At 58.2% G+C, this 24,414-nt stretch carries 21 protein-coding genes and 2 pseudogenes; 12 read left to right on the forward strand and 11 right to left on the reverse strand.

What is annotated here, in order from left to right:
• Positions 1 to 12 precede the first annotated feature (12 nt).
• Positions 13 to 450, forward strand: coding sequence for an Lrp/AsnC family transcriptional regulator (locus KGA88_RS31200; RefSeq protein WP_071483361.1), 438 nt, complete (start codon positions 13 to 15; stop codon positions 448 to 450).
• A 339-nt stretch (positions 451 to 789) separates the two neighbouring features.
• Here KGA88_RS31200 and KGA88_RS31205 read toward each other — a convergent pair whose 3' ends face one another.
• Positions 790 to 1,152: a DUF6124 family protein gene (locus KGA88_RS31205; RefSeq protein WP_223596754.1), complete on the reverse strand. Its 363-nt coding sequence runs from the start codon at positions 1,150 to 1,152 to the stop codon at positions 790 to 792.
• Between the two features lie 387 nt (positions 1,153 to 1,539).
• Here KGA88_RS31205 and KGA88_RS31210 point away from each other — a divergent pair.
• From KGA88_RS31210 to KGA88_RS31220, 3 genes and pseudogenes are all read left to right on the forward strand, one after another.
• Positions 1,540 to 1,617 (forward strand): annotated as a pseudogene (locus KGA88_RS31210) (YqgE/AlgH family protein); the annotation flags it as partial.
• Positions 1,618 to 1,749: 132 nt separating this feature from the next.
• On the forward strand, positions 1,750 to 2,799 hold the full coding sequence (locus tag KGA88_RS31215) for a homoserine dehydrogenase (protein ID WP_223596756.1): 1,050 nt from the start codon (positions 1,750 to 1,752) through the stop codon (positions 2,797 to 2,799).
• Positions 2,800 to 2,803: 4 nt separating this feature from the next.
• Positions 2,804 to 4,216, forward strand: coding sequence for an aldehyde dehydrogenase family protein (locus KGA88_RS31220; RefSeq protein WP_223596758.1), 1,413 nt, complete (start codon positions 2,804 to 2,806; stop codon positions 4,214 to 4,216).
• 284 nt (positions 4,217 to 4,500) lie between these two features.
• On the opposite strand, the pseudogene KGA88_RS31225 reads toward KGA88_RS31220, so the two are convergent.
• Positions 4,501 to 5,307: pseudogene (locus KGA88_RS31225) on the reverse strand (substrate-binding domain-containing protein); the annotation flags it as partial.
• Positions 5,308 to 5,469: 162 nt separating this feature from the next.
• Here KGA88_RS31225 and KGA88_RS31230 point away from each other — a divergent pair.
• Complete coding sequence (locus tag KGA88_RS31230) at positions 5,470 to 6,147, forward strand: aminotransferase class III-fold pyridoxal phosphate-dependent enzyme (protein ID WP_223596768.1); 678 nt, start codon at positions 5,470 to 5,472, stop codon at positions 6,145 to 6,147.
• 375 nt (positions 6,148 to 6,522) lie between these two features.
• Here KGA88_RS31230 and KGA88_RS31235 read toward each other — a convergent pair whose 3' ends face one another.
• The 6 genes from KGA88_RS31235 to KGA88_RS31640 all read right to left on the reverse strand — a co-directional run bounded on the left by KGA88_RS31235 (position 6,523) and on the right by KGA88_RS31640 (position 15,551).
• The gene (locus KGA88_RS31235; RefSeq protein WP_223596770.1) at positions 6,523 to 7,494 is read right to left on the reverse strand and encodes a WD40/YVTN/BNR-like repeat-containing protein; all 972 of its coding nucleotides are present in this window, start codon (positions 7,492 to 7,494) and stop codon (positions 6,523 to 6,525) included.
• Between the two features lie 14 nt (positions 7,495 to 7,508).
• Entirely contained in the window at positions 7,509 to 9,869 is a 2,361-nt protein-coding gene (locus KGA88_RS31240; protein ID WP_223596772.1) for an efflux RND transporter permease subunit, read from the reverse strand.
• 67 nt (positions 9,870 to 9,936) lie between these two features.
• The gene (locus KGA88_RS31245; RefSeq protein WP_223596774.1) at positions 9,937 to 11,799 is read right to left on the reverse strand and encodes a DUF1302 domain-containing protein; all 1,863 of its coding nucleotides are present in this window, start codon (positions 11,797 to 11,799) and stop codon (positions 9,937 to 9,939) included.
• A 21-nt stretch (positions 11,800 to 11,820) separates the two neighbouring features.
• Positions 11,821 to 13,176 (reverse strand): DUF1329 domain-containing protein, encoded by a 1,356-nt coding sequence (locus KGA88_RS31250; RefSeq protein WP_110660166.1) that lies wholly within the window; start codon positions 13,174 to 13,176, stop codon positions 11,821 to 11,823.
• 88 nt (positions 13,177 to 13,264) lie between these two features.
• The gene (locus KGA88_RS31255) at positions 13,265 to 14,176 is read right to left on the reverse strand and encodes an NmrA family NAD(P)-binding protein (protein WP_223596776.1); all 912 of its coding nucleotides are present in this window, start codon (positions 14,174 to 14,176) and stop codon (positions 13,265 to 13,267) included.
• A 373-nt stretch (positions 14,177 to 14,549) separates the two neighbouring features.
• Entirely contained in the window at positions 14,550 to 15,551 is a 1,002-nt protein-coding gene (locus KGA88_RS31640) for a helix-turn-helix domain-containing protein (RefSeq protein WP_223596778.1), read from the reverse strand.
• 365 nt (positions 15,552 to 15,916) lie between these two features.
• Between KGA88_RS31640 and KGA88_RS31265 the strand changes: the two genes are divergently transcribed.
• The 7 genes from KGA88_RS31265 to KGA88_RS31295 all read left to right on the forward strand — a co-directional run bounded on the left by KGA88_RS31265 (position 15,917) and on the right by KGA88_RS31295 (position 20,595).
• A complete protein-coding gene (locus KGA88_RS31265; protein WP_223596780.1) occupies positions 15,917 to 16,561 on the forward strand; it encodes a hypothetical protein in 645 nt (214 codons plus the stop codon).
• A 77-nt stretch (positions 16,562 to 16,638) separates the two neighbouring features.
• The gene (locus KGA88_RS31270; protein WP_223457176.1) at positions 16,639 to 17,853 is read left to right on the forward strand and encodes an amine dehydrogenase large subunit; all 1,215 of its coding nucleotides are present in this window, start codon (positions 16,639 to 16,641) and stop codon (positions 17,851 to 17,853) included.
• Positions 17,847 to 18,392: a MauE/DoxX family redox-associated membrane protein gene (locus tag KGA88_RS31275; protein WP_223596782.1), complete on the forward strand. Its 546-nt coding sequence runs from the start codon at positions 17,847 to 17,849 to the stop codon at positions 18,390 to 18,392. Before KGA88_RS31270 ends, KGA88_RS31275 begins: the two co-directional genes overlap by 7 nt.
• Entirely contained in the window at positions 18,389 to 18,985 is a 597-nt protein-coding gene (mauD, locus tag KGA88_RS31280) for a methylamine dehydrogenase accessory protein MauD (protein ID WP_159996661.1), read from the forward strand. The genes KGA88_RS31275 and mauD overlap by 4 nt, the downstream gene beginning before the upstream one ends.
• 26 nt (positions 18,986 to 19,011) lie before the next feature.
• Complete coding sequence (locus KGA88_RS31285) at positions 19,012 to 19,539, forward strand: methylamine dehydrogenase light chain (RefSeq protein WP_411740880.1); 528 nt, start codon at positions 19,012 to 19,014, stop codon at positions 19,537 to 19,539.
• Positions 19,536 to 19,979: a hypothetical protein gene (locus tag KGA88_RS31290; RefSeq protein WP_110660981.1), complete on the forward strand. Its 444-nt coding sequence runs from the start codon at positions 19,536 to 19,538 to the stop codon at positions 19,977 to 19,979. The genes KGA88_RS31285 and KGA88_RS31290 overlap by 4 nt, the downstream gene beginning before the upstream one ends.
• Positions 19,972 to 20,595 (forward strand): c-type cytochrome, encoded by a 624-nt coding sequence (locus KGA88_RS31295; RefSeq protein ID WP_110660980.1) that lies wholly within the window; start codon positions 19,972 to 19,974, stop codon positions 20,593 to 20,595. The genes KGA88_RS31290 and KGA88_RS31295 overlap by 8 nt, the downstream gene beginning before the upstream one ends.
• A gap of 112 nt (positions 20,596 to 20,707) precedes the next feature.
• Here KGA88_RS31295 and KGA88_RS31300 read toward each other — a convergent pair whose 3' ends face one another.
• The 3 genes from KGA88_RS31300 to KGA88_RS31310 form a co-directional block, all read right to left on the reverse strand.
• Positions 20,708 to 21,481 (reverse strand): SDR family oxidoreductase, encoded by a 774-nt coding sequence (locus tag KGA88_RS31300; protein ID WP_223596784.1) that lies wholly within the window; start codon positions 21,479 to 21,481, stop codon positions 20,708 to 20,710.
• Positions 21,482 to 21,563: 82 nt separating this feature from the next.
• Entirely contained in the window at positions 21,564 to 22,487 is a 924-nt protein-coding gene (locus KGA88_RS31305; RefSeq protein ID WP_223596786.1) for an SDR family NAD(P)-dependent oxidoreductase, read from the reverse strand.
• A gap of 58 nt (positions 22,488 to 22,545) precedes the next feature.
• Positions 22,546 to 24,351 (reverse strand): acyl-CoA dehydrogenase, encoded by a 1,806-nt coding sequence (locus KGA88_RS31310; RefSeq protein WP_223596788.1) that lies wholly within the window; start codon positions 24,349 to 24,351, stop codon positions 22,546 to 22,548.
• Between the last annotated feature and the right edge of the window lie 63 nt (positions 24,352 to 24,414).

The raw sequence follows: 24,414 nt of genomic DNA on the forward strand, positions 1-24,414 counted from the left end.
ACAGGAGGCCAAGTGAAGCGAATTCTGGACCCTCTAGATGAACTGATCATCGCGCAACTACAGCTCAATGCCAGGGCTGCACACGCCGAACTGGCGGCCAAGGTCAATCTGTCACGCAATGCGGTGCGCCAGCGCATAGAAAGACTTGAACGCGACGGTGTAATACAGGGATATACGGTACGCACGGGGGAGGGGCGACAAGCGACGTCGAACATCAACGCGGTGATTTTCGTTTACCGCTACGACCGGATGCGGGGGACGGAAGTGTTGCAAGCGCTGCGGGCCATTCCGGAGGTCATCCAGTGCGATGTCATGAGCGGCGAGTTCGACCTGATGCTGCGGGTGGGCGCTGCGAGCCCGCAGCGGGTGCACAAGGTCTGGACTGAAATTGCCGCGTTGCCTGGAGTAGAAAACACCGTGACCTCCTTCGTGCTGTCGTCTGTCGTATAGCCCATTTTTCGTACCGCTGAAAGCCAACCTGTGTTGGCTTTTTTTATTTGTGCGCCAGGCATGGCGCACGTAATGGAAAACGGGCCAGAAAGGCCCGTTTCATCCCAATGTTGCCAGGGCAAAAGCAACCATATCCCCACCGCTATCGCGAGCAGGCTCGCTCCTACAGTTTTGATCTTCAGTGACCGCCAATCCCACGGCCGGCCACAATCCCTGTGGGAGCGAGCTTGCTCGCGATGGCGGCGTGACAGTCAATAGAGATGTTGGATGACAGGGCCTCATCGTCGGAACGCCGCCCGGACCAAGCTCGCTCCCACAGGGGTATGTGGTATTGCGGGTTTATGCGATCGGTTCGATTTGATCGAGCACGCGGTTCGCGGTGATTTCGGCGAGCATCACGCTGTTGGAAATGCCCAGCAAGGCATTGCGGTCACCACCCTCCAGATGATCCACCAGTTGATGCACCATCACATCGACCGAAGCCAGGGTCTCGACCAGATAGACCATCAGGGTTTCAATCGTGACTTCAGGGGCGACGGTAAACAGCGTGCTGATTGTTCTAGGGGTGGCTTTGATGTCGGCGGTTGAGGGGAAGTGGTAAGCGAGGGCACGCTCGGCGGCCTCGTTGAGTTTTTTTGAATCGGGGCTTTCGTAGGGCGAGGCGGGATCGGCGTCTGGCGGGTTTGGTGTGACCTTGAACATATTTCAGTCTCCAACAATTTGGAGCCGTCACCGAGTCGCTGCTAAACGAAGGGTGGCAGCTGTGCGCAGGTTAGCAGACCGGGGAGACCTGAAACCGGCGCGCCCGAAGGCGCCCTGCGCACAGCTACCATGAAGTGCAGGCATGAAATGACCTGACTGTCTGGAGTGCAAATGCGTTTCAAATCACCACGGGCTGCTAAACCCGATCACTGGGAATCAGTGACGCGAATCAAGTTACCGAGCGGCCCCAAGGCGCACAAGCCGGCGGATTCTGGCGTACCTGTAGGCAACGACGCAAGGCGTTGTAGCTTTCATCGAGTAACACTGACAGGCGTTAAACAGGCCCTATCTATAGGCCCAAAACCTGTAGGAGCGAGCTCGCTCGCGATGGTCGCCAACGATAACGCTGCAAGTCTGACACCCCGCGGCGCTCTTCGGTTTTTCGCGAGCAAGCTCGCTCCTACCCGATCCTGAAGCTTTGACCGGGCACTGGTCAAAACGCCCATAAAATAGAGCAAATTGACCTATTTCACTGCCCTGGGCCCAGCCCTAACCTAGTGCCCAACAACCCATCTCCCGGATCAAGGGCATAACAAAATGACTGAATACAAATTGGCGTTGGTTGGCTTTGGCGGTGTTAACCGGGCATTGGCTCAGCTGATTGCCGAACGTAACGAACAGTGGAAAACAGAACTGGGTTTCACCCTGAAAATCGTCGGTGTGACTGACTTGTTTCTCGGTTCGGTGATTGGCCGCGAAGGGCTGGACGCCAATGTGCTCGCCCAATTGCCGGCAGTCAAAGGTGCATTGGCGCAACTGTCGGGTGGCGACGTCACAGCCCTCAATGAAGCGGTGATCAAGGATTGCGGCGCGGACATTATTGTTGAAGCCACGTTTACCAACCCAGTGGACGGTGAACCGGCGACTTCGTTCTGCCGTTGGGCGCTGGAGGGCGGCCAACATGTCGTCACCACCAACAAGGGCCCGATCGCTTTGCACGGCGCCGAGCTCAAGGCACTGGCTCGACGCAAGCATGTCGCCTTTGAATACGAAGGCTCGGTCATGAGCGGCACGCCGGTGATTCGCCTGGCCAGGCAGGCGCTGGCCGGCAGCTCCATTGTCGGTTTTGAAGGAATTCTCAACGGCACGTCCAACTTCGTGCTGACCAGCATGGAAGGTGGCCTGGGGTTTGCCGAGGCCGTCAGCAAGGCTCAGGAGCTGGGTTACGCCGAAGCCGACCCGACGGCGGATGTCGAGGGTCATGATGTACGCCTCAAGGTGGTGATCCTGGCGAATGAACTGCTGGACGCGAAGCTGACGGTCAGCGACGTCACGTGCAGTGGCATTTCCTCCCTCAGCCTTGGCGACATCGAAAAAGCCCGGCAGGACGGCGCTCGCTGGAAGCTGATCGGGTCGGCGATGCGTCATGCCGATGGCTCGATAAGTGCCAGTGTCGAACCGCGGCTGTTGAACAACAACCATCCGCTGGCCAGTGTTGGCGGCGCAACGAACGCGGTGTCGTTTACCTCCGAACTGCTCGGTGCGGTGACGGTTTCGGGGCCGGGAGCCGGGCGCACGGAAACAGCGTTTGCGCTGCTCTCGGACATCATCAGCATCCATCAATCCATTGCACGCAACCAGGAGTAAGCCTGTGAAACTATCGCGTCTGGTTCTGGATATCGTGGAGCCGCCCATTGAAGTCTTTAACGCCTATGACGGTTCCGTCATTGGCAGCGTAACGAATGTCTGTGCGTCGCAAGTTCCGCAGTTGTTGGAGACGGGACGCAGTGGCGCACTGGCGTGCGCCGCGTTGGCGCGTCATCGTCGGGCTCGCATTCTTGAGCAAGCCGCAATCAACATCGAACATGATGCCGGTGTGTTTGCCAGGCTGATCGTCGACGAGGCCGGGAAGACCCTCAAACAGGCGGAAAAGGAGGTCAAGCGTTGCGTCAACACCCTCAAGCTGTCGGCCGAGGAGGCCAGGCGCAATGCCGGGGAAGTGGTGCCTTTCGACGCTTATGAAGGCTCCGAATCGCGTCAGGGCTGGTTTTCCCGTGAACCTCTGGGGCTGATCGTTGCGATCACGCCGTACAACGATCCGTTGAACCTGGTGGCGCACAAACTCGGTCCGGCCATTGCGGGCGGTAACGCGGTGATTCTCAAACCCTCTGAGCTCGCGCCATTGTCGGCCATTAAACTGGTGTCTTATCTGGTCGCGGCAGGCTTGCCTGAATCAGTGGTTACAGTTGCCACCGGCGGCGCGGAACTGGGCAAGGCGTTGGTCGCCGCCCGTGAGGTGCGGATGATTTCCTTCACCGGCGGTTTCGTCACCGCAGAGCAGATCGCCCGCACGGCCGGGTTGAAGAAACTGGCCATGGACCTGGGCGGCAATGCGCCGGTAATCGTCATGGGCGACTGCGACCTTGAGGCCGCTGTCGAGAGTTGCGTGTCCGGAGCCTTTTGGGCAGCGGGGCAGAACTGCGTAGGCACTCAGCGCTTGCTGATTCAGGCGTCTGTTTATGAAGCGTTCCGAGAGCAATTCGTCAGCCAGGCGCGTGCGCTTGTGGTCGGCGATCCATTGCTGGCCGATACCGATATCGGCCCCATGATTACTGCGCAAGCCGCGCAGAATGCCGAGCAAGTGGTCAACGAGGCCTTGCAAGAAGGCGCCACGTTGCTCTGCGGCCATCGGCGTGCAGGATCGTGCTACGCCGCCACCGTGCTGGAAAACGTCGATCACGCCAGTCGACTCTGGCGCAATGAAGTCTTCGCTCCGGTGGTGGTATTGCAGCTTTTCGAAACCTTCGATGAAGCCATCGCGTTGGCCAATGAGCCCGAATACAGCCTGCATGCCGGGATCTTCACCAATGATCTGGCAACCGCGATGAGCGCCGCACGGAGGATCGAAGCCGGGGGAGTGATGATCAACGACTCTTCCGACTACCGCTTCGATGCGATGCCGTTTGGCGGTTCCAAGTACGGTAGCCTGGGCCGGGAAGGGGTGCGTTTTGCCTACGAGGAAATGACCCAACCCAAGGTGGTGTGCCTTAACACGTTGGGTTAGTCGATTCGCGGTAAATGGATCAGCTCGTATGGCATTGGGTCGGTTTGGTCACCGGCCCAATGCGTTTTGCTGAATGGGGAGAAAGGAGAAGTTGGATATTTCCACTGCGCTGATAATCGCCAAGAAAGCGTCTGTTGCGATCTGAGGGGCGGTGAGATTTGAAGAATGACGACTTCTGGCCGTTTTGTGCATGTCGTGACTGACCCTTTGGGCTTAAGCGGTCGGTGACAGGCCAGTGGCAAATCGAAAGCAAGCGGGCGCGCTATCACCGAATTAACTGAATTTTATAGCGATGCCCTGACCACCAATGGACAATCAACTGGCTGGGCTCCCGATACGTCGAGGGTCTCGATCAGGTGCCGGGCAGCCTTGCGACCGATCTCGTAGTACGGCAGTTGCACCGTGGTCAGCGGCGGGATGAACAGCTCAGCAATGCCGATCATTTTGTCGTAGCCGAGCACGGCGACATCGTCGGGCATTTTCAGGCCACGGCCCAACAATAGCTGATAGGTACAAAAGGCAATGCGGTCGTTGCCACAGATCAGAATGTCGAATTGGGGACGACCCTCAATGATGTGCCGGTCGAGGATGGCTGCGGTTTCACCATAGGCGTCATGATCGGAAAGGTCGTATTGCAGGTGTGCGTCAGGCAACAGTCCGAATGCCTGACAGGCACGTTGCAGACCTTTTTGTCGCAGGTTCCAGGCCAGACTCTGTTTTGGCAGATTGATACACAGAGGGCGCCGATAGCCCTGGCTCAACGCGTGATGTACGGCTCGATACTGCCCCGCTTCGTCGTCTGGCACATAACTGACCAGGTGACTGTCATCGGCCAGGCAATTGGCGAGTACCAGGGGTTTGCTTTTCAAGCGCTCGGGAATGCATACCTGGCGAAACCCCATGGCGCTGAAGATCAACCCGTCGGGGCGGTGCGACAACATCAGGTCGATGTTCTGGTCGGTGGGCGGGTTGCTCAACAGGTTAAGGATGAACACATTCCAGCTGGCTTGCTGCGCAGTCTGTTCGATGGACAGCAGCAACTCGACGGCGAACGGTGTGGTCGCGGTGTCCAGCGCGAACACACCGATGGTTTCAAAGCTTTCAAGAAGTATGAAAAAGGAGATGGGGTGCTAGGGGTCGAGTGTTCGAATCACTCCGTCCCGACCATATAATTCAAGGGGTTGCGAGATTTTATCTAGCGACCCCTTTTTTATTTTTGGTCGTTTTTCCCCCTACAAAACGACTGGCTCTGGGTGGAATCTTCAGCTGATACCAAGGTTGGAATTTTCCCCGTGGGCTTTAGTCCCGGCTTGATAAGTGAGTTGAGGACGGTTTTTGGGTTCATTTCTGTCACGCGTTACCGGCGCTATTGGCCGATTGCTGCCCTTCAGAAAGAATGGCTATCCAAACAGCTGTCGTCCTCCTATCAGCCCATTGCAGCCATATTAATCAACGACGCTGTTTACCAAGACATTGCCGACCAGAGCCATTCGATTGGCACCTTAGGGCATGGCTTCACTGGTAGCGGGCACCCGCTAGCTACTGCAGTCGCCCTGGAGAATCTTACAATTATCGAAGAGGAGGGCCTGGTTCAGCATGCTGCTGAAATGGGGATTATCCTTCGCAAGGGGCTTCAGCAGTTTGCTGATCATCCAATGGTTGGTGAGGTTCGTGGTGTGGGGTTGATTGCTGCCGTTGAGTTGGTAGCCGACCGGCACACAAAAGAGCCTTTTCAGGCTGTTGGCAGACTCGGGCGGTATCTGTCCTCTCAGACCCAGGAACGTGGAATGATCAACCGAGTCATGGGAGATGCATTGGCATTCTGTCCTCCGTTGATCTCAACGGAGAAGGATATCAATGAAATCCTTGGAGTTTTTGCGGCTTCTTTGGATGCGACACAGCACTGGTACCTCGAACACACTGCACAGTAGTTAACGCCACTCACTACAGGCAGAGCCGGAATGCGGAGTCCTCTGTCCAGCAGCTTCATACCCGCTGCTATCAGGCGTGGAGCGATTAGTGTCAAGGTGCAATAGACTGGCACGGTGGCGAGAAGGGAGCGTCGAGTGATCATGGTGATTTTGGCCATGAAATTGATTCACCCTACTTTTCTCCCCACAAAAACGTCAGCTCTTGGTGGACGTTACTGGACTCTCGTAGAGCAGAACATCGCTGGAACTCAAGTAAGTACTAGCTTGGAAAAATCCAGAGTAAAATTTTGGAGGCTTTCAAGATGTATGAAAAAGGAGGATCACCGCAAGGCAAATGGCCGCGTTCTGTACAGGCACTGGGTCGGCCTGAGCCACTCATTGCCGCGATGACAGCCGCTGATGCAACACACCCTGTGGACTGAACAATGTCAATTGATCGTCATCCACAGCCAGCAGCGCAGAAAGGTTCAAGCGGTCTTCACGTATCGCGGTACTGAAATGCTTTAGGTCAGCATCCGCGACGCTCACCAGCCCACCATTACCAACTACCACCACGCGGCCATCGGCCAACTGGATCACGGCGGTGATCGCCTCCTGGCTGCCGATGTCCAACTCGCGCCAAGAATCGCCGCGGTCTTCGCTGACCAGCACCCGCCCGCTCATGCCAGCCAGTAGCACGCGGCCGTCGCGCAATGTGATGCCGCTCCATAACGAGCCACTGACGCCGGTATGCAACGTCTCCCATGTCACACCGTTGTCGCGCGAGCGGTACGCGTTGCCGCCCTCCGCGGCGATGAACAGGCTGCCATCCGGTGCGCAGAAGATGTGATTGAGGTGATAGTCATCATCGTTCGCACCCAGGCTCAGGCGTTGCCAGCTCTGACCACCATCCTGGGTCTCGCTGGCGTAGCCATAGGCGCCGGTGACTATGCCATGGCGGGTGTTCTCGAACCAGACGGAAAGCAGTACGGGTTTGTCTTCCAGGCGCTGCTGCAGAGTCCAGTTCTCGCCCGCATCGCTGGTGTGCAACAGCACGCCGCCATGACCGACCGCCCATCCATTTTGCGCGTCGGCGAAACTAACCGCGGTCAGCAGCGTATCGACAGGAACCACCCTGGCTTGCCGCCAGTCCTGCCCCCCGTCGGAGAGCGCCACGACGCCATAATCGCCCACCGCGACCAGGCGCTCACCGGCCTGGCTCACCGCCACCAGCGGGGCGTGTTGTGCTTGGGTTTGGCGCATGGCGGGAGTCCGTTCAGCGGCACGGCTGTAGAGGACCATGTTGGCGCCTGCCAGCAAGGCGCAAACCAGCAGCAAACGCACGGGAGTGAAGTCTCTCTTGGGCATTTCGTGTCCTCCAATCAGTGCGCAACCAGAGGCGCGCAAACCGGCCCCCGACGCGGAATCAGCACATCCAGCATCACTGCGATGGCCGGTAACAGGGTGATCGCCATCAGCATGTTGACCATGAACATGAAGGTCAGCAGCAGCCCCATGTCAGCCTGGAACTTCAGCGCCGAGAACGACCAGGTGGCCACACCGATGGACAGGGTGATGGCCGTGAAGATGGTCGCCACGCCGACCTCGCGCAGCGCCAGCTTGAAGGCGCTGGCGATGTCCAGCCCCTCGGCCAGGTGCAACTGCAGACGGTTATAGATGTAGAAGGCGTAATCCACGCCGATGCCGACCGCGAGCACCATCACCGGCAAAGTGGCGACAGTCAGGCCAATATCCAGCGCCTTCATGAAGCAGTAACCGAGAAAGGTGGCCAAGGTCAGCGGCAGGCAGCAGGCGACCATCGCTCGCCAGTCGCGGTACACCACAAAGACCAGCAGCACGATGGTCAGGTAGACGTAGAGCATCATCGGTAGCTCGGAGCTTTCGACGATCTCGTTGGTGGCCGCCTGCACCCCGGCATTGCCACTGGCGAGGCGCACGTTTACCCCCACCATTGGGTGCTCGGCGCGGTATTGCTGAACGGCCTCCACCACGGTTTTCAGGGTGCTGGCCTTGTGGTCGGCCAGATACAGGTTGACCGGCAGCAAGCTGCAATCTGCGTTGTACAGCCGCAGCCCCTCGGGTACCTGGCGCACCGCTTCACCGAGTGACAGCTCATCCGCCGGTAGCGCCACCCATTTCGGATTGCCCTCGTTGACTCCGGAGGCCGAGAGCTTGGTCAGTACAGGCAACGACTGCGCCGATAGAACACCCGGCACATTGGCCAGGTACCAGGTCAGCCGGTCGATGTAGGCCATCACCTCGTGCTGATAGCAGCTGTTCTTCGGCGTTTCCACCGCGACTGTGAAGAGATCCAGGCCGAGACCGAAATGGCTGACCACGCTTTCCACGTCTTTGTTATAGCGCGAGTCGATATGCAACTCCGGCGCGCCCGGCAGGACATGGCCGACATGCCGACCCTGGCTCTGCCACACGGCGGCGACCAGCAGCACCAGACACAGCACCGCCCCGATTGCCGCATTACGCGTCTCGGCGATGCGCCCGAGCTTGAGCATGGCGCTGTCACGCCCGCGGCGAAGTCGATCGACGCGTGTCACATAGGCCTGATCGAAGCGGAAATAGCTGGCCAGCACCGGCAGCATGATCAGGTTGGTGACTATCTTGTAGGCCACCCCAACCGAGGCGGTGATCGCCAGTTCGCGAATCATAGGGATTGGCACCAGCACCAGCGTAGCGAAGCCGACGAACGCGGTGATCAGCGCCAACGTGCCGGGAATCAGTAAGCCGGAGAAGCTGCGGCGCGCGGCGGTCATGCCATCGGCGCCGGCGCAGACCTCCTTGGAGATGAAGTTGACCTGCTGCACGCCATGGGACACGCCGATGGCGAACACCAGGAAAGGCACCAGGATCGCCAGCGGGTCGAGGCCGAAGCCGAGCAGCGTGATGGTGCCGAACTGCCAGACCACCGACACCAGCGAACAGCACAGCGGCAGGAAGGTCAACGCCCAGGAGCGGGTGTACCAATAGACCGCCAGCACGGTGAGCAGGAACGCCAGGGCGAAGAAACCCATCACCGACGTGGCGCCAGCGCCGATGTCGCCCATCTGCTTGGCGAAACCGATGATTTGCACCTCGTATTGGTCGTCGCCGTACTTGGCCCGCACTTCGTCCTCCAGGCGCTGGCTGAACTCCAGGTAGTTCAGGCGTTGGCCGGTCTGCGGGTCAGGATCGGCCAGCTCGGCCAGCACCATGGCCCCGGAGTAGTCGTTGGCCACCAGGCTGCCGACGAAGCCGCCAACCAGGGTGCGCTCACGAATGCCGACTATGGCCTGGTCGTTCAGAGTGGCCACGGTGACGTCGCCTCCCACCACATCCTCGGCCTTCATGCCCTCTTCGGTAATCTGTACCGCGCGGGTGTTCGGGGTCCACAGCGAGGTCACCGTGCGGCGGTCGATGCCGGGCATGAAGAACAGGGTCTGGGTCAGGTCGTTGAGCTTGGTCAGCGCCTCCTTGTTCCAGATATCGCCGTTCTTGGCGTGCAGCACCACGATGATGCGATTGGCGCCGAACAGCACGTCGCGGTACTGGTTGAAGGTCTTGATGAACTCGTGCTGCTGCGGCAGCTGCTTGTCGAAGCCGGCAGACATGCGTAGCTGCGCGGCGAAGCCGCCCATCACCAGGGTAATCAAGGCCAGCACGCCGAGGGTGGCAAGACGATTACGGAAGAAGAAGCGCTCGAGGCCGAGCACCAGGGAAGTCAGCATGGTTATGCCTTCCTGAAATTACCAAGCGAACGGAGCAGGGCGGGACTGGCCCGCCTTACGCCGGCGGTCAGAACGAGTAGGAGATGTTGCCGCTGATGAAATCGCGGTCAGTCATCAGGTTGTTGTCGCCGCCGCCCCAGTACTGCACCCACTGCAGGCCACCCTTCCAACGGTCGCGGTAGTTGAACAGCAAGGCGCTGGTCAGCGACTTGCGGCCCTCGACGAACGGCGATGCGTTCGGCGTGGTGCCGTTGACGTCGTGGTAAAAGTCCAGCTGCGGCGTGAGGGTGATACCGCTACCGAACGCATTCGGGTAGTTGATGCCCATCTCGGCGACGTATCCCCAGGAGGTTTTGTCCGGCAGCGAATAGTCCGGGAGGAGGTACGGCGTCTCGCCCGAGGTGTCCAGATCCGGATAGTGTGTGACGACCGCCTCGGCTAGCAGGAAGCCATCGGAGGCGCCCAGGCTCCTGGGAATGAAGCCCAGCGGGTCGCTGGCGGAGAAGCTGTAGACGGCATTCACATGTGCCTGCCATTTCTTCTCTTCGACATAGCCCTTGCTGACGCCGTTGTCGTACACGCTGAATTCATTGAACTGGCCGGTGAAGGCGGCGCCAAAGGGCACCAGGGGATCAATGCTCACGCTGTCGTTGGGCCGGTAGGACAGCTCCGCGCCGACAGCCACCGGTCCCACCATGGTGTTCATCGACAGGCCGAACAGATTCTTGTCTTCGCCGTAGTTGATGAAGTAGTTGTCGACCAGCAGGGTATCGGGGGAGCGGGTGGCCGTGTAGCCGACGAAGGGCAACTTGTCATGGTAGCGCTGGTAGAACACGCCGAACTCGGTCTCGATCTCCTCCGCCGTCCAGCGTAGGGCGATGCCGTACTGCCCACTGTTTTTCGCTTCACGCCTGCCGGCGTAGGGAATCGCCAGCCCCGTGGCGAACATCTGTTCGTCGCTCAGGCCGCTGATGCCTGGCGCGCCGCAGCGTCCCGTGGGCGTCAGGTCGGCGCAAGTCAGGCCGAGCAAGGGGCTGAAGACATTGTTGACGAAGCTGGTCGAGAGGTAGATCGGCAGATTGCCTTCACCCACCACATCGCTCCCCGAGTAGTAGGTGCCCACCGGGTCGATGCCATAGGCGTTCCACTTGAACTGGTAGTAGGCCTCAACGCTGAGGGTCTCGCTCAGCCCGAGGTTGAACGAAACCATAGGTGCCGGGATGAACACCTCCTTCAATTGGGTGCCGGGGGTGTGGTAGTTCGCAAGGTTGATGGCGTTGATCTGGTTGATGCCACCGGTCACGAAGATTTCCTCGCCCCAGCTGATCACCTGGTTGCCGACCTTGACCTTGGCTGGCATCTCACCCAGGTCGAAACTCTTCGCCACCCAGAGGTCGAGCAACTCCAAGCGCTCGGTGGCTTCGCGCCTGGCGTCGTTGTCCAGGTCGGTGTTTCGGGTGTCATCCATCTTGAAGTCTTTCGCCCAGGCGACCCGGCCGAGTGCGCTCCAACCCTCACCGAGTTTCAAGCTCAACTCATGGTTGCCCTTGATCACCTGGGAGAAGACATCGTGCTTGTTGTAGTTGAGGTTGCCATCGTCAGCATTGCTGTAGCTGATATCGGCGTTGGCGTAGCCATTACCTTTGCTCAGATTGTAGAAGCGCCCGGTCTGAGTCTGGGTGCCGTTGTTACAGCCACCGCTGTCGCCGCCGAGGATATGGCAGTCCTGCGGCTCCAGGCGCTGAGCGAAGCCATAGGACAGACTCGAATCCAGGCTGCCGGATATCCCCGCGTCCGAGCCGAAGCGAAACGCGTGGCCCGGCGCGCTCCAGACCAGGCCGCAGGCCGCCATCATCACCAGGGGCAGGTTGTTTTTGACACGCGGGAAGCCCGGCGCGGCAAGGGCCGCGCCTTTATTTTTGTTATGCATGAGCTTTTCCTCAGGTCGGACTTAACGTTCGCCGCGGCGACGCAGTTCGTCGGAGTTGAACATCTTGTCGTTGACCCGGCCTTCGAGGCCTGCGGTCAGGTCGAGCACCTTGCCTTCCTGGGTAAAGCCGTCGGCGATGTAGCGACGGGCGATCAGGTCATAGCTGACGTACTCGATGGAGGTGCATGCCTGGATCTGTGGATTGGCCCAGACGCTGCCTTCCTGGGCACGCCAAAGATTGCCCTTGGCGTCGAACATATCGACGTGCAGCAATGCCCAGCTGTCCTCGTCGAAGTAGAACACCCGCTTGGCCAGGGAGTGGCGCTTGTCAGCTTTCACCGTTGCCTCCACCACCCAGACCCGGTGCTGCTCGTAACGCTGCACGTCACGATTGAGGTAGTCCTGACCGATCAACTGCTCATAGTTGTTCGACTTATCGACCAACTTGTAAGAGTTGTACGCAACAATCATTTCCTTTTTGCCGACCAGCTTGTAGTCGTAACGATCGAGCGCACCGGTGTACATATTGATCTGGTCAACGTAGTAGAGGCTGTCGGAGCCAGCAATCGGGTTGTCGTAGGCAAAGGAGGGTGCGCGCCGCACGCGGCGTTGGCCAGGGAAGTAGATCCAGGCATCCTGCGGCTTATCCAACTGCGCATGCACCAGGTACATCTCGCCTGCCCGGGACGAGGGTGAAAGCAGGTCATACATCAGCATGGCTTCGATATTGCCGGTATCTGCCGGGGCTTTTACGGCCGGGTCGTTATAGGGGTAGAACTCGTAGGATTTCTGCTCGACTTGCGTCAGCGTCCCCCCTTTGTCCCGCATCAGAAACGCGGCATCGAATTGCCGACCCTTGGCGATGTAGCGCAATTTGTAGTTCCACATCGCCTCCACACCGCTGACTGGTAGCGGAAACGGAATCGCCTCGCCGGCCGCGGCTTCCAACTGCCAACCGTCAGCGCCAACCTTGCTCTGTGCGGCGAATTGTTTGGTGCGCTGCGCCACGGCGTCCGGGAAGGTGCAACTGCGATGGGTCGGATAAACGTCCACGCGGTAGCCGGGATAGGCCTTGATCAGTTCAATCTGTCCGGCGGGCAACTTTGCCTGATGTTGAGCGAGATTCTGTGCATTGACGCTGAAAAGCACCTTGTCAGCCCCATAGGGGTCACCATGGCCGGGCTCCCAGCCAGCCGGGGCACGGGCCAGGCCTCCCTCCCAGGCCGGGATGCTGCCATCCACGGTGCCAGCCCGCTCCGCACCGAAGGGGGTGAGTTTTTTGCCGAGTTGCTCCAGTTCAGCTGAAGTGGCCGCCTGTGCCGTGCTCAGGCCCCAGCATGCAAGCAGGGCGCTAAACAGCAAAGTCCGTTTGAACATGCTATTCACGAGGTGTCTCCTATTATTGTTAGAGGTCGGAGCGCAGGGCTGGGCGGCATTCGCACAGCTTTCCAGCGGCGCCAGTGAATCAGATAAACAGGGTTCGATTGGCTATCAGATAGTCGCGCAAGGCCATGGGAGGTCGACCGGTCAACTGCGCAAAGCTGTCGGTGACAGGAATGTCGAGGTAATCGCGGGTTTCGTGCCGGAAGTAGGTCATGAGCAAATCAAAGGCCTCTCCGGTGGCGGTGCGCAGGGGCTGCTCATCGTCCACCAGCGTGACCGGCTCACCGATCACTTCGCCCAGTAGCTCGGCGAGCTGGGTAAAGTCGATGCGCTCAGTGCCGGTGAGCAGATACTCGTGACCCACATGGAGTGCGGCATCGCTTGCCAGGATCCTGGCGGCTGCTGCGGCAACGTCGCACTCAGACAACCACAGGCGTGATGCATGGGTGGCCTGCGGCATGGCCAGGCGCCGGTGTTGTTTCACCTCGGCAGCCAGGAACCAGGGCACATTGAACATCAACCAACTGGCAACATTGAGGTAGGTCATGGGTAAGCCACTGGCATCAAACAGTGGCTTCGCGACAACCGAGAGGTTGGCCCCACAGCGGGTGGCCAGAATGTCCGGCTCCAATTGATCAGCCGTCAGCCCTGGCGGGAGGGAGATCAAGCGCAATACCTGGGCAACACAGCCGGCTTCCTGAATGGCGCTAATCAGGTTGGGGGTGACGATGCTTTCGTCGGTGTAAAAATCCGGCGAGACAATAAACACCTTGTCTACGTCGGTAAAAGCGGTGGGCAGACTACCGGGGTCGTACCAGTCGGCCTTAAGTACTTCAGCCTGTGGATGCAGGGCACGCAGTAAGTCGCACCCGGCGTCGCGGCTGCTGGTCAGACGTAAGTTTATAGCTGGGTATTTTACCGCCAGTGCTTGAGCGGTCAGTCCACCAATATTTCCCGTGGCACCCAGAATGAGCACTCTGCTTGTTTTGTTCACAGTCAATAAGTCCTGATGATTGATTAAATATTCAGCCTTGCCGGTAACGATGGAATGACCACTGACGCCCGCGCAAGTTGTAGTGGTGCATCAAGTCTCAATGCGCATTGCAACGTGTTGGTTCGATTATTTGTGTGGTTGTGGCGCAGGCGTTAGCCAAAAATCGCAGTGTTTACGATGTTTGAATTATTGCCGGGCGCACTTAACCGATGCTTCGGCGACATGTGTTGCGCGCGTGCAGAATTAGCGCCGGTCACTGAGTGCTCCAGCGCTATTATCCAATTGGTAAATAGCTTTATATTCAAAAGTATCGCACTGGGCGAAATGTTAGTGCACAGGAATAGCGGGCTGGTTAGTCAGGAGCAACATCACGTTAACTGGCATAACGTCGGCGCGTCTCGGATGGCAGATCGCCGAACAGGCGCTTGTAATCTGCGCTGAAATGCGACGGATGCCAAAATCCCCAGCGCGCAGCAATATCCAGCACGGAAGTCTGTGGCCCGCCAGACTTGATGTCCTGCCGCACATAGTTGAGTCGCAATGCGCGTAAGTAAGCCACTGCGGTCATGCCCAGGACGTCCTGGAATGCATATTCCAGGGTGCGTGAGCCAACTCCCAGGTAGTGGCAAAGCCTGGCAATGGTGAAGCTCTCACCCTGGGGGTCGTGAAACAGGTATTCACGCGCCCGTGCAACCAGGGCATAGCGATGTTTGGGCATGGCGAATGCGCACAGTTTGTCGCCGTTGCCAAGCAACTTGAGCACTTGTGTGTAAATGGATTCGGTCAGTGAGTCCTGTGCATGCTGGTGCTGCAAGGCGCCTGGGTTGTTGAGCAGAACGGTCAGTACGGTTTGCAGAAATGTTTGCAGCTGCGCAGCCTGATCTGGCATGACCTTTAGAAAGGCGGTTTTATCAAGGCTGCGAGCGACATCGGCATCTTTGATTTGATCGGCATAGGCAGTAAAGACATCAGTGTCGAAGCTTAGGGTCAGCAAGTCGCTTGAGTGTGCTGTGTAGTAGGTAAAGGTTTCATCCTCGGCAAAGCAGACGATTTCCCGGTGATTGACTTCGGTGCCACTGAACAGGGCAGGTTGGGACAACGACAGCGGCAGGGCAATGGAGCGCGAATTAGCTTTGGTGGCGAACTTAACGCACATGCGCTGGGAGGTGATTTCGCGAAACAGTTGCATGCCGGCAAAGCTCACCAGGCTGCAGCGTCCGGCAAAGAATCCGTTGCTCAACTGCTGGACCTCGCTGGACCAGCCAGGCAGGGTCGCGCCATAGTCATCAACGTCATGCAGTTCTGCAACGCTGACGACGACGGGATCAGTCGCGATCAATGGAGTAGGGGAGCAAAGGCCGCCGCTGGTGTTCACTGGCAATCTCCTTGGACAACATACGATTCCTGGCGGTTACTCCGCCGAGCACTAAGCGCCTTTATCCCATGCGGCGCGTATCACCACTACTCCTGTAATCGCCCATCGTGCTGAAAGTGCACTGACGATCGGTCTCGCGCAGCCTAAGCGATTGGCAGTGCCAGCGTTAGCCAATAAACGCAATTTACTCTATGCGGATATTGGGTAACACCTGGCTGGGCGTTGATCTGACACTACGGCCATCAGGTTATTCCCGTTTGCCGAGGAGGCCGATGACCTGCGCTGGCGCTGTTTAAGCCAGCCCATAGGCTGCAGTGCCGGTGGGTAATCAAATCCTCCCGGTCAAAACAAAAAGGACAGCGGCAATGTCTAGCAGAGATATGATGATTTACGCGGCTGTTTCGTCCCTGGTGTGGGTCGGGTTTTATTACGGATACCGCCTTCTCAAGTTGAAAAACGATATGTTGGGCTACGAGTGGTTCTTTCTGGCCGTGTCTGCAACCAACGTGATTTTAGATAAGGCCGGTGTCTTTGAATTTTCCGCCTATGTCTGGCATTACCTGGATACGTTCTCAAAATTATTTGGTGTCACCGTTATTGGTGCCATCGGATTAATGAAAGTGACGCATAACTTTGAATTGTCCAAAGGTAAGGAGATTCTGGTTTTTGTCGTCGCGCTTGTTCTCAGTTACGGCTTTGAAACGCTGGACTTCATGCGGGCGGCATTGCCGGTCGCTTCAATGTTGGCAGCCGTACTCTTTTTAATCTTCTGCGGTTGTATCGTGCAGCAAGCATTCAAATACAAGCTGATCTTGCACGGCTGGTTGATGATCGTGCTTATCGTCCTGAATCTGTTTGTCGCCGCTATCCAGGACTTCATGGTTCTGCCCAATGAAGACACTGCGGTGTTTTTCAATAAGTGGGTGATTGAAACCCTGGCCTGGTCGTTGATTTTTACAGAGATTTTCTATGTGTATCGCGCCCTGGCGCGCAAGAAGGGAATGGCATAGGCCCACCGTCATACACAGCGAGAAAACCCCGATCGCAGCCAACTTCAATAGCTTCTGGGTAGGTAGGTAATGTCGATATGTTCAAACGTTTAGCGTGCTATTTCATGCTGGGCACTTCACTGCAACTGCCCTTGGCACTGGCTGATATTGCGGTGGAGCAGGCCAGGGTCGAAACCCTGGCAGCCCATGACGGTCAGCATTGGTTCTGGGTATGGGGCAATCGAGCGCCGACGCAGCTCGATGGTCGAGCCTTTTTGTTCGATGACAGCGGCAAGATGCTGGGCCAGCTTGATACCGGCTTCTGGTTCAACAGCCTGTTGCCTGCGCAGTCGCGTAATGAGTTGTTTTCCGTCGAAACCTATTTCAGTCGCGGCACCCGTGGAACCCGCAGCGATATGGTGACGGTCTATGACCCGTTGACCCTCGCGCCCAAACGGGAGATCCCGATTCCGTCCAAGCGCATCAACGCCTTGGGCAATACGGGTTTGAGTGTGTTGTCGGACGACGAGCGTTTTCTCCTGGTGCTCAATTTTACCCCGGCGCAGTCCATCAGTATCGTCGATCTGGATGCCGATCGTTTTGTCAGCGAGGTGGAGACACCCGGCTGCGCCTCGATCTATCCGGCCGGCAAGCGTGACTTCTATGCCATCTGCGGCGACGGCGGATTTCTTCACCTGCGCCTGGGAGAACAAGGTCAGGTACTGATCCAGCAGCGCAGCAAACCGTTATTCGATCCGCTCAAGGATCTGCTGTCGACTTCGGCTTCGCGGATAGGTGACACCTGGTATTTCGTTTCTCGCGAAAGTCAGGTGTATGCCATTCAGATGGGCCCGGATCAGTTGCGCGTGTCCCGGCAGTGGTCGTTGCTTAGCGGGGATGAGCGCAAGGACGACTGGCGCATGAGCGGCATTCAGCACACCGCCGTACATGCAGCGAGCGGCCGATTGTTCGTGTTGATGCACCAAGGCGGGCCAGACACCTTCCAGGAGCCGGGCACCGAAGTCTGGGTCTTCGATGCGAACCAGGGCAAAAAAATCCAGACCATCAAACTGGCGGAGCAGAGCATCTCTATCGGCGTCAGTCCCGGCGTCCAGCCACGACTTTACAGCGTGGACTGGGTGCTGCAGATGCCCTGGCTGGCCAGTGCCTGGATTTATTTAACCGAGGGCCAGGATGGTGTGCTGCGTCGTCTGCAGCAGGACATCAATCTTTACGATGTCGAGAGCGGTGCGCACCTGCGCACCATCACCGGGCTGCCTTATGGATATCTGAACATGGTGCTGCCATGGTGATCGGCCTGCTCGGCGAACCGGTCTGGTTGACCGCCATAAGTGCCGGCATGGCCCTGCTGCTGGGGGTTGCAGGCTGGCACAAATTACGCGACACGCTTGGATTCACGGCGGTGTTGCAGAGCTATGACGTGCTTGCGCAAGGGTTGGTTCGTCCTGTCGCCTTGCTGTTGCCTTGGCTTGAGATAGTCACCGCCGGCGGGTTGTTGGCTTTCCGGCAGCCCTTCGTTGTGTGGCTCGCGGCGGCGTTGTTGCTGACCTATGCGCTTGCAATGGCGCAGAGCCTGTTGCAGGGCCGGCGCATTGCCGACTGCGGTTGCCAGGCAGGCGCCCGCCGCCAGGCAGTCAGTTGGCCATTGGTATGGCGCAACCTGATTCTCATGCTCCTCACCCTGAATCTGCTGCTGCCGCCGAGCGGCCGCATCCTGGTTTTCTACGATTGGCTGGTGATTGGCTGCGTGGTGCTTACCGGCAGCGCCTTCTACCTTCTGGCCAATACCCTGATTGCCAACCAAAACTCTGCCCGAGAACTCTCTCTATGATTGAAGCACTGGTTGTTGCCATTAGCCTTTCCTGGTTGGCCATCATCGGTTTGTTGGTGACGGTGCTGGCCCTGACCCGGCAAATTGGTCTGCTGCACGAACGCATCCGCCCGGTAGGGGCGCTGTCGCTGGGCAAGGTGATCAAGGTCGGGGATGAGGCGCCAGTCTTCAATCTGCCGAGCCTGACCGGCGGTGCATTGAGTCTGGCTGGCGTCGATGCTGGCGGACTCTCCACACTGCTGTTCTTCCTTTCGCCGACGTGCCCGGTGTGCAAGACCTTGCTGCCGGTGCTCAAGTCGGCCCAGGCAAAGGAGCGAGCCTGGCTACGCGTGATCCTGGCCAGTGATGGTGACGAAGCCGAACAGTTGTCCTTCATTCGACGTGAAGGGCTGAATGAGTTTGCGTATTTGCTCTCTCCCGAGGTTGGCATGGCTTACCAGATCGCCAAGCTGCCCTATGGGGTGTTGATTGATGCCTCGGGCAAGGTGACCGCACACGGCCTGATCAATACCCGCGAACATCTGGACAGCCTGTTCGAGGCGAAAAGCCTCGGCTACGCCACGGTTCAACAATTTCATGCGGCACATGGCTGAGTTGCCAGGCACACGCATCGAGGGCAATGACGATGGAAAACAATTGGCTTGATCAAGTGACCGAAAAACTCACCCGACAGACCGCTCGCAGCACGTCGCGTCGAGGTTTTCTCGGCGGCCTGGGCACCCTGTTGATCGGTGCGGGCGCCTTTACGCTGCTGCCGGTTTATCGCAACAGTGCCTTTGCCTCCACGGGCATTGCTGAAGAAGGCAATCCCAATAGCTGCGACTACTGGAGACATTGTGCGATCGACGGTTTTCTCTGTGGATGTTGTGGTGGCACGGCTAGCAGTTGTCCGCCTGGCACCGTGAAGTCGGACATCACCTGGATCGGCACCTGCCGAAACCCTACGGACGGCAAGGACTACGTCATTTCCTACAACGACTGTTGTGGCAAAAGTAATTGTGGGCGCTGCATCTGCCAGCGAGATCAGGGCGACACGCCGATCTATCGGCCGCAGAGCTCGAACGATCTCAATTGGTGTACCGGCAGCCAGGCGAATGTGCCTTATCACTGCTCGCTGTCGGTCGTGATCGGAGTGAAGGAACAATGATTCGCGCAGTTGCTCTGGGGCTTCTCCTGTCCAGCAGCTGCAGTTGGGCGACCGAGCCGGCTCAGGTCGATTACATGCTCAATTGTCAGGGTTGCCATTTACCAGATGGCAGCGGCTTTCCCGCACGACAGGTGCCAGATTTGCGTAATCGGATGGGCAGCTTTCTCAGTGTCCCGGGCGGTCGCGAGTATCTGGTGCAGGTGCCGGGCACCGCCCAGACGGCGCTGCCCGATTCTGATCTGGCACGCTTGCTGAACTGGATGCTCGGCAGCTTCAGTGCGGCACAGATACCGGCGGATTTTCAACCCTATACCGCTGCTGAAGTAGGCACCTTGCGTCAGTATCCCCTGGCCAGCCCATCAGTCATTCAAGCGCATCTGCTTGAACAGATCGTTCAGCGTGAGCAACAGCAGCACAGTGGAGCATTCGCAGATGAATAAGATGACCAGCCTGGCCTTACTGTTTCTGGCTCCGCTCGCCACCCAGGCGACGGAGGCGCCCACTGCAGCACTGAGTGCAACCTGTGCGGTGTGCCACGGCGCAGAAGGCCAGGGTAATCAGGCGTTGGGCGCACCGCGCCTGGCGGGGCAGAACGTACAATATCTGGCTCGTCAGTTGCTGAATTTCAAAGCCGGCCGGCGCGGCTATGCCCAACAGGATCAGGCGGGGCAGAGCATGCGTGCGATTACCCTGAGCCTCAGTGAAGAGCAACTTGCCAGTCTGGCCGCGCACTACGCCGGTCTGCAACTGGCCAAGGCACCACAGTCTGACAGTGCCACTGCCAAAGTTGGCGCAGCACGCTATCAGGATACCTGTGCGGCTTGCCACGGCCAATTTGCCCAAGGTTATGCACACCTGCAGGCACCTGATTTGCGAATCCTTGACGGCTGGTATATCGATCAGCAGCTGAACAATTACGCTCAGGGTTGGCGGGGGGCAGATGAGTATTCCGATATCCAGGGCAAGTGGATGCAAGCCATTGCTACCCAGATCAATAACAAAGAACGGCAAGCCGTGGTCGACTTCATAGGAACACTGGGTGTTGATCCAAAGTAAGGCAACCCGCCAAAGCTGACGCTGTTATCCGTGAGCCCTCCGCTGCCAGCGGAGGGGGCTTTCTATTGCGGCTTGTCACAGAGTCTCATGAGTATCGCTGAAATCTATTTGATCAACCGGCGGCTGCGACCAGACCACCGTCCAGCGCCAGCGTATGTCCGGTGATCCAGGAAGAGGCCCTGGATGCCAGGAAGATGGCAGCGCCAGCCATATCGTCCTGATTGCCAAGACGCCCCCTCGGGACCGTGGCCATGATTGAGCCTATATCTTGCTCAACCGCGTAAGCCGTCATTTTCGTGTGAAAAAAGCCGGGCGCGATGGCGTTGACATTGATATGAGCGGGAGCCAGATCAACCGCGAGATGCCGGGTCAGGTGAATCAGGCCGGCCTTGCTGGCAGAGTACGCATAATTATCGACTCCGGGATTTACCAGGCCGTTGACCGAGGCAATATTGATCACCCGGGACGGAGTCTCTGCTTTAGCCGCAGTTTTGAGCAGCCCGAGCAGACGCTGCGTCAAAAAGAACGGTGACTTCAGATTCAGATCCACAACCTTGTCCCAACCCGCCTCTGGATACACGGAAAACTCCGCGCCCCAAGTGGCGCCGGCATTGTTAACCAGGATGTCCAGGCCGGACTCACGCTTGCCAATCTCATCGACCAAAAACTCGATGCCCTCCAGGCTGGAGAGGTCAGCACGGATCGCAACGCACTCGCCAAGGCTTGCAACAGCGTTGGTAAAATTCGCCAGCTCATCCTGATTTCGCGATGAAATGTACACCTTGACCCCGCATTGCAGGTACGCCCGCGCGATCATCGCGCCAATCCCTCGCGCCCCACCGGTGACCAGCGCCACCCGACCTTGCAAACTGAATAAATCCTGCATACTGCCTCCGAGAAAAACGCGCCCGTCCGTCAACCGGACAAGCGCAGGAATTGAATTGGATGCGCCGCTCAGGCGTGCGATCTCATTGATTGCCGAAGCTGGCGGCAGCCTTGGACAGGAACTTCTCTGTCTGCTTGAAGCCCGCCTCCAGGGCGCATTGATCTGTGGTGTCACAGATAACGTCCCAGGTCGCCAGCACACTCTCAGGGGTCTGCAAGGCAGGTGGGAGGAACACGCCATTGGTCTCGAAAATCCGCGTAGTGGCATAGCCACCTGCACCGGCACAGAGGATCGTGCGCTGCGGTGCACCCTCGTGGCACAGCATTAGCGCGCCTGCGGTAACCGACTCAGGGGTCAAGAGTTCAAGTACCGTCTTGTCCAATAGATCTTCGGTCATGCGGGTGGCGGCAGTGGGGGCCAGCGCATTGACCCGGATATCGTGTTTCTGTCCCTCCAGCGCCAAAGTATTCATGAGCCCTACAACCGCCATCTTGGCCGCACCGTAATTCGACTGACCGAAATTGCCGTAGAGACCGGAAGAGGAGGTGGTCATGACAATTCGCCCATAGTTCTGCGCCCGCATGATTTCCCAGACGGCCTTGGTGCAGTTGACCGAGCCCATCAGGTGCACGTCCATCACCAGCCTGAAGTCGGCCAGGTCCATCCTGGAGAAGCTTTTATCGCGAAGTATTCCGGCGTTGTTGAGCAGAATATCGACCCGCCCCCAACGCTCCATGACCTGCGCGACCATCGCCTCGACTTCAGAGAAGTTGGCAACGTTGGCGCCGTTGGCAATGGCTTCGCCGCCCATGGCCTGGATTTGCGCGACCACCTCGTCTGCAGCCTGCAACGAGTTACCCGCGCCGTCACGGGCGCCTCCCAGATCATTCACCACCACCTTGGCACCGCGCCTGGCCAATGCCAGCGCATGGGAGCGTCCGAGTCCGTTTCCGGCTCCGGTGACGATGGCGACACGCCCAGTGAAATCGATACTTTGCTGACTCATATGAAACCTCTGCGATTGATACGGTTATTCAACGGACAAACCAGGTACGCCGCAGCCATCAAAACCACTCTTCTCGGGCCATGTAGAAGGCATCTTCGAAGTCGCACAGAATCTGTTTCCAGACCTGTATCTCTGGCAGTTCGTAGGCGTAGAAGTATTTGAGGGCTTGCAACTTGCCCAGGTAGAAGTTTCGGTCATCCTCATGCGGATCCCTGGCCAGGCCAGCGCTCGCGGCTATGCCTTGCTTGAGCCACATCCAGGCCACAACCACGTTGCCAAACAGCTCCAGGTACTTGACCGAATTGGCCAGCGCCAAGTCGATGTGCAGTTTCTGCATGCCGCCAAGAACAGCACCGGTGGTTTCCTCAAGCACTTGAATGGCGACCAGAAGCGCAGCCGCAGGCTCCTGCAATGCCGGGTGCTGGGTGGCCGTCTCAATGTCGTCACGCATCCTGCTGATACAGTTCGTGTATCCGGCCATATTGTCGGCGGGCACCTTGCGTGCGAGCAGGTCAAGCGACTGCACGCCATAGGTGCCCTCATGGATCGAGTTGAGGCGGTTGTCGCGGTAGAACATCTCGACCGGATGCTCATTGGTATAGCCATGTCCACCCAACACCTGAATCGCCAGGCTATTGGCGCGCGGACCATATTCGGATGGCCAGGACTTGATGATCGGCGTCAGGAAATCCAGCAGTACCTTTGCGCTTCTGCGCTCGGCCTCGTCAGGAGCAGTGCGCACGTCGTCAGCCAGTTGTGCACCAAACAGACACAGGCTATAGGCACCTTCGGCATAGGCCTTTTGTGCCAACAGCATGCGCCGCACATCCGCATGCTCAATGATTCGCACGGGCGCAGAGAGCGGATCCCTGGACGAAGGTAAACGCCCCTGTCGCCGCTCCTTCGCGTAGTCGAGGGAGTACTGATAACCGCTCAAAGCTGTGAGTGCGGCGCTGGTTCCGACCATGATGCGTGCCTCATTCATCATGTGGAACATGTAGCGAATACCCTGATTCTCCTCACCTACCAGGTAGCCGATCGAGCCGCCCTGTTCACCGAAGTTGATCGCACAGGAGGTTTGCCCGCGCCCACCCATCTTGTGGAACAAGCCAGCCAGGCTCACATCATTGCGGCTGCCGACCGCACCTGTTTCATCGACCAGATACTTGGGAACAATGAACAGGGATACGCCCTTGATGCCCTTGGGCGCGCCTTTGATCCTTGCCAGGACGAGGTGAACAATATTTTCGCTAAGGTTGTGATCACCGCCAGAAATGAAGATCTTGTTGCCAGAGATCAGGTAACGACCCTCTTCAGTCCTGGTCGCGCTGGTCGTCAGGTCTGCCAACCCCGAGCCCGCCGACGGCTCGGTCATGGCCATGGTTCCGGCGAACCGGCCCTGACGCATCGGCACGACCCACTTCTCGACCTGTTCGGGCGTGCCGTGGGCCTCGATAAGATTGCAGTTGGCATTGGTCAGACTGGTGTAACCCAGTGTGGTGCTGCCAGCAGCTGACAGGAAAGAAGTGGCCACACTTGCAACAATGGTCGGCAATTGCATGCCACCCCATTCATAATCGGCTTCCGGGCAAGCGAGCCCAGATTCGATAACTGCATCGATTGCAGGTTTGATCTCGGGAAGCATGTGCACCTGCTTGCCGTCGAACGTAGGCTGTTGCACATCCACCTTCTGCCGGATTGGCAGGAAGTAGCGTTGCGCGATCTTGCGCCCGGTTTCGATGGCCGCCAGATAAGTTTCCTTGCTGTGCTCGGCATAGCGCGGGCGGGCGGTCAGGGCTTGCGCATCGAACAACTCGAACAGATAGAAATGCAGATCTCTGACGTTTAGTATGGAGGCCGCCATGGTATTACTCCGCGAAGAATGGACGAGACCCGCCCATTTTGCCGAGGCCGGCCCCAGTCACCA

It is taken from the genome of Pseudomonas sp. A-R-19 (assembly GCF_019956575.1).
GTDB lineage: Bacteria > Pseudomonadota > Gammaproteobacteria > Pseudomonadales > Pseudomonadaceae > Aquipseudomonas.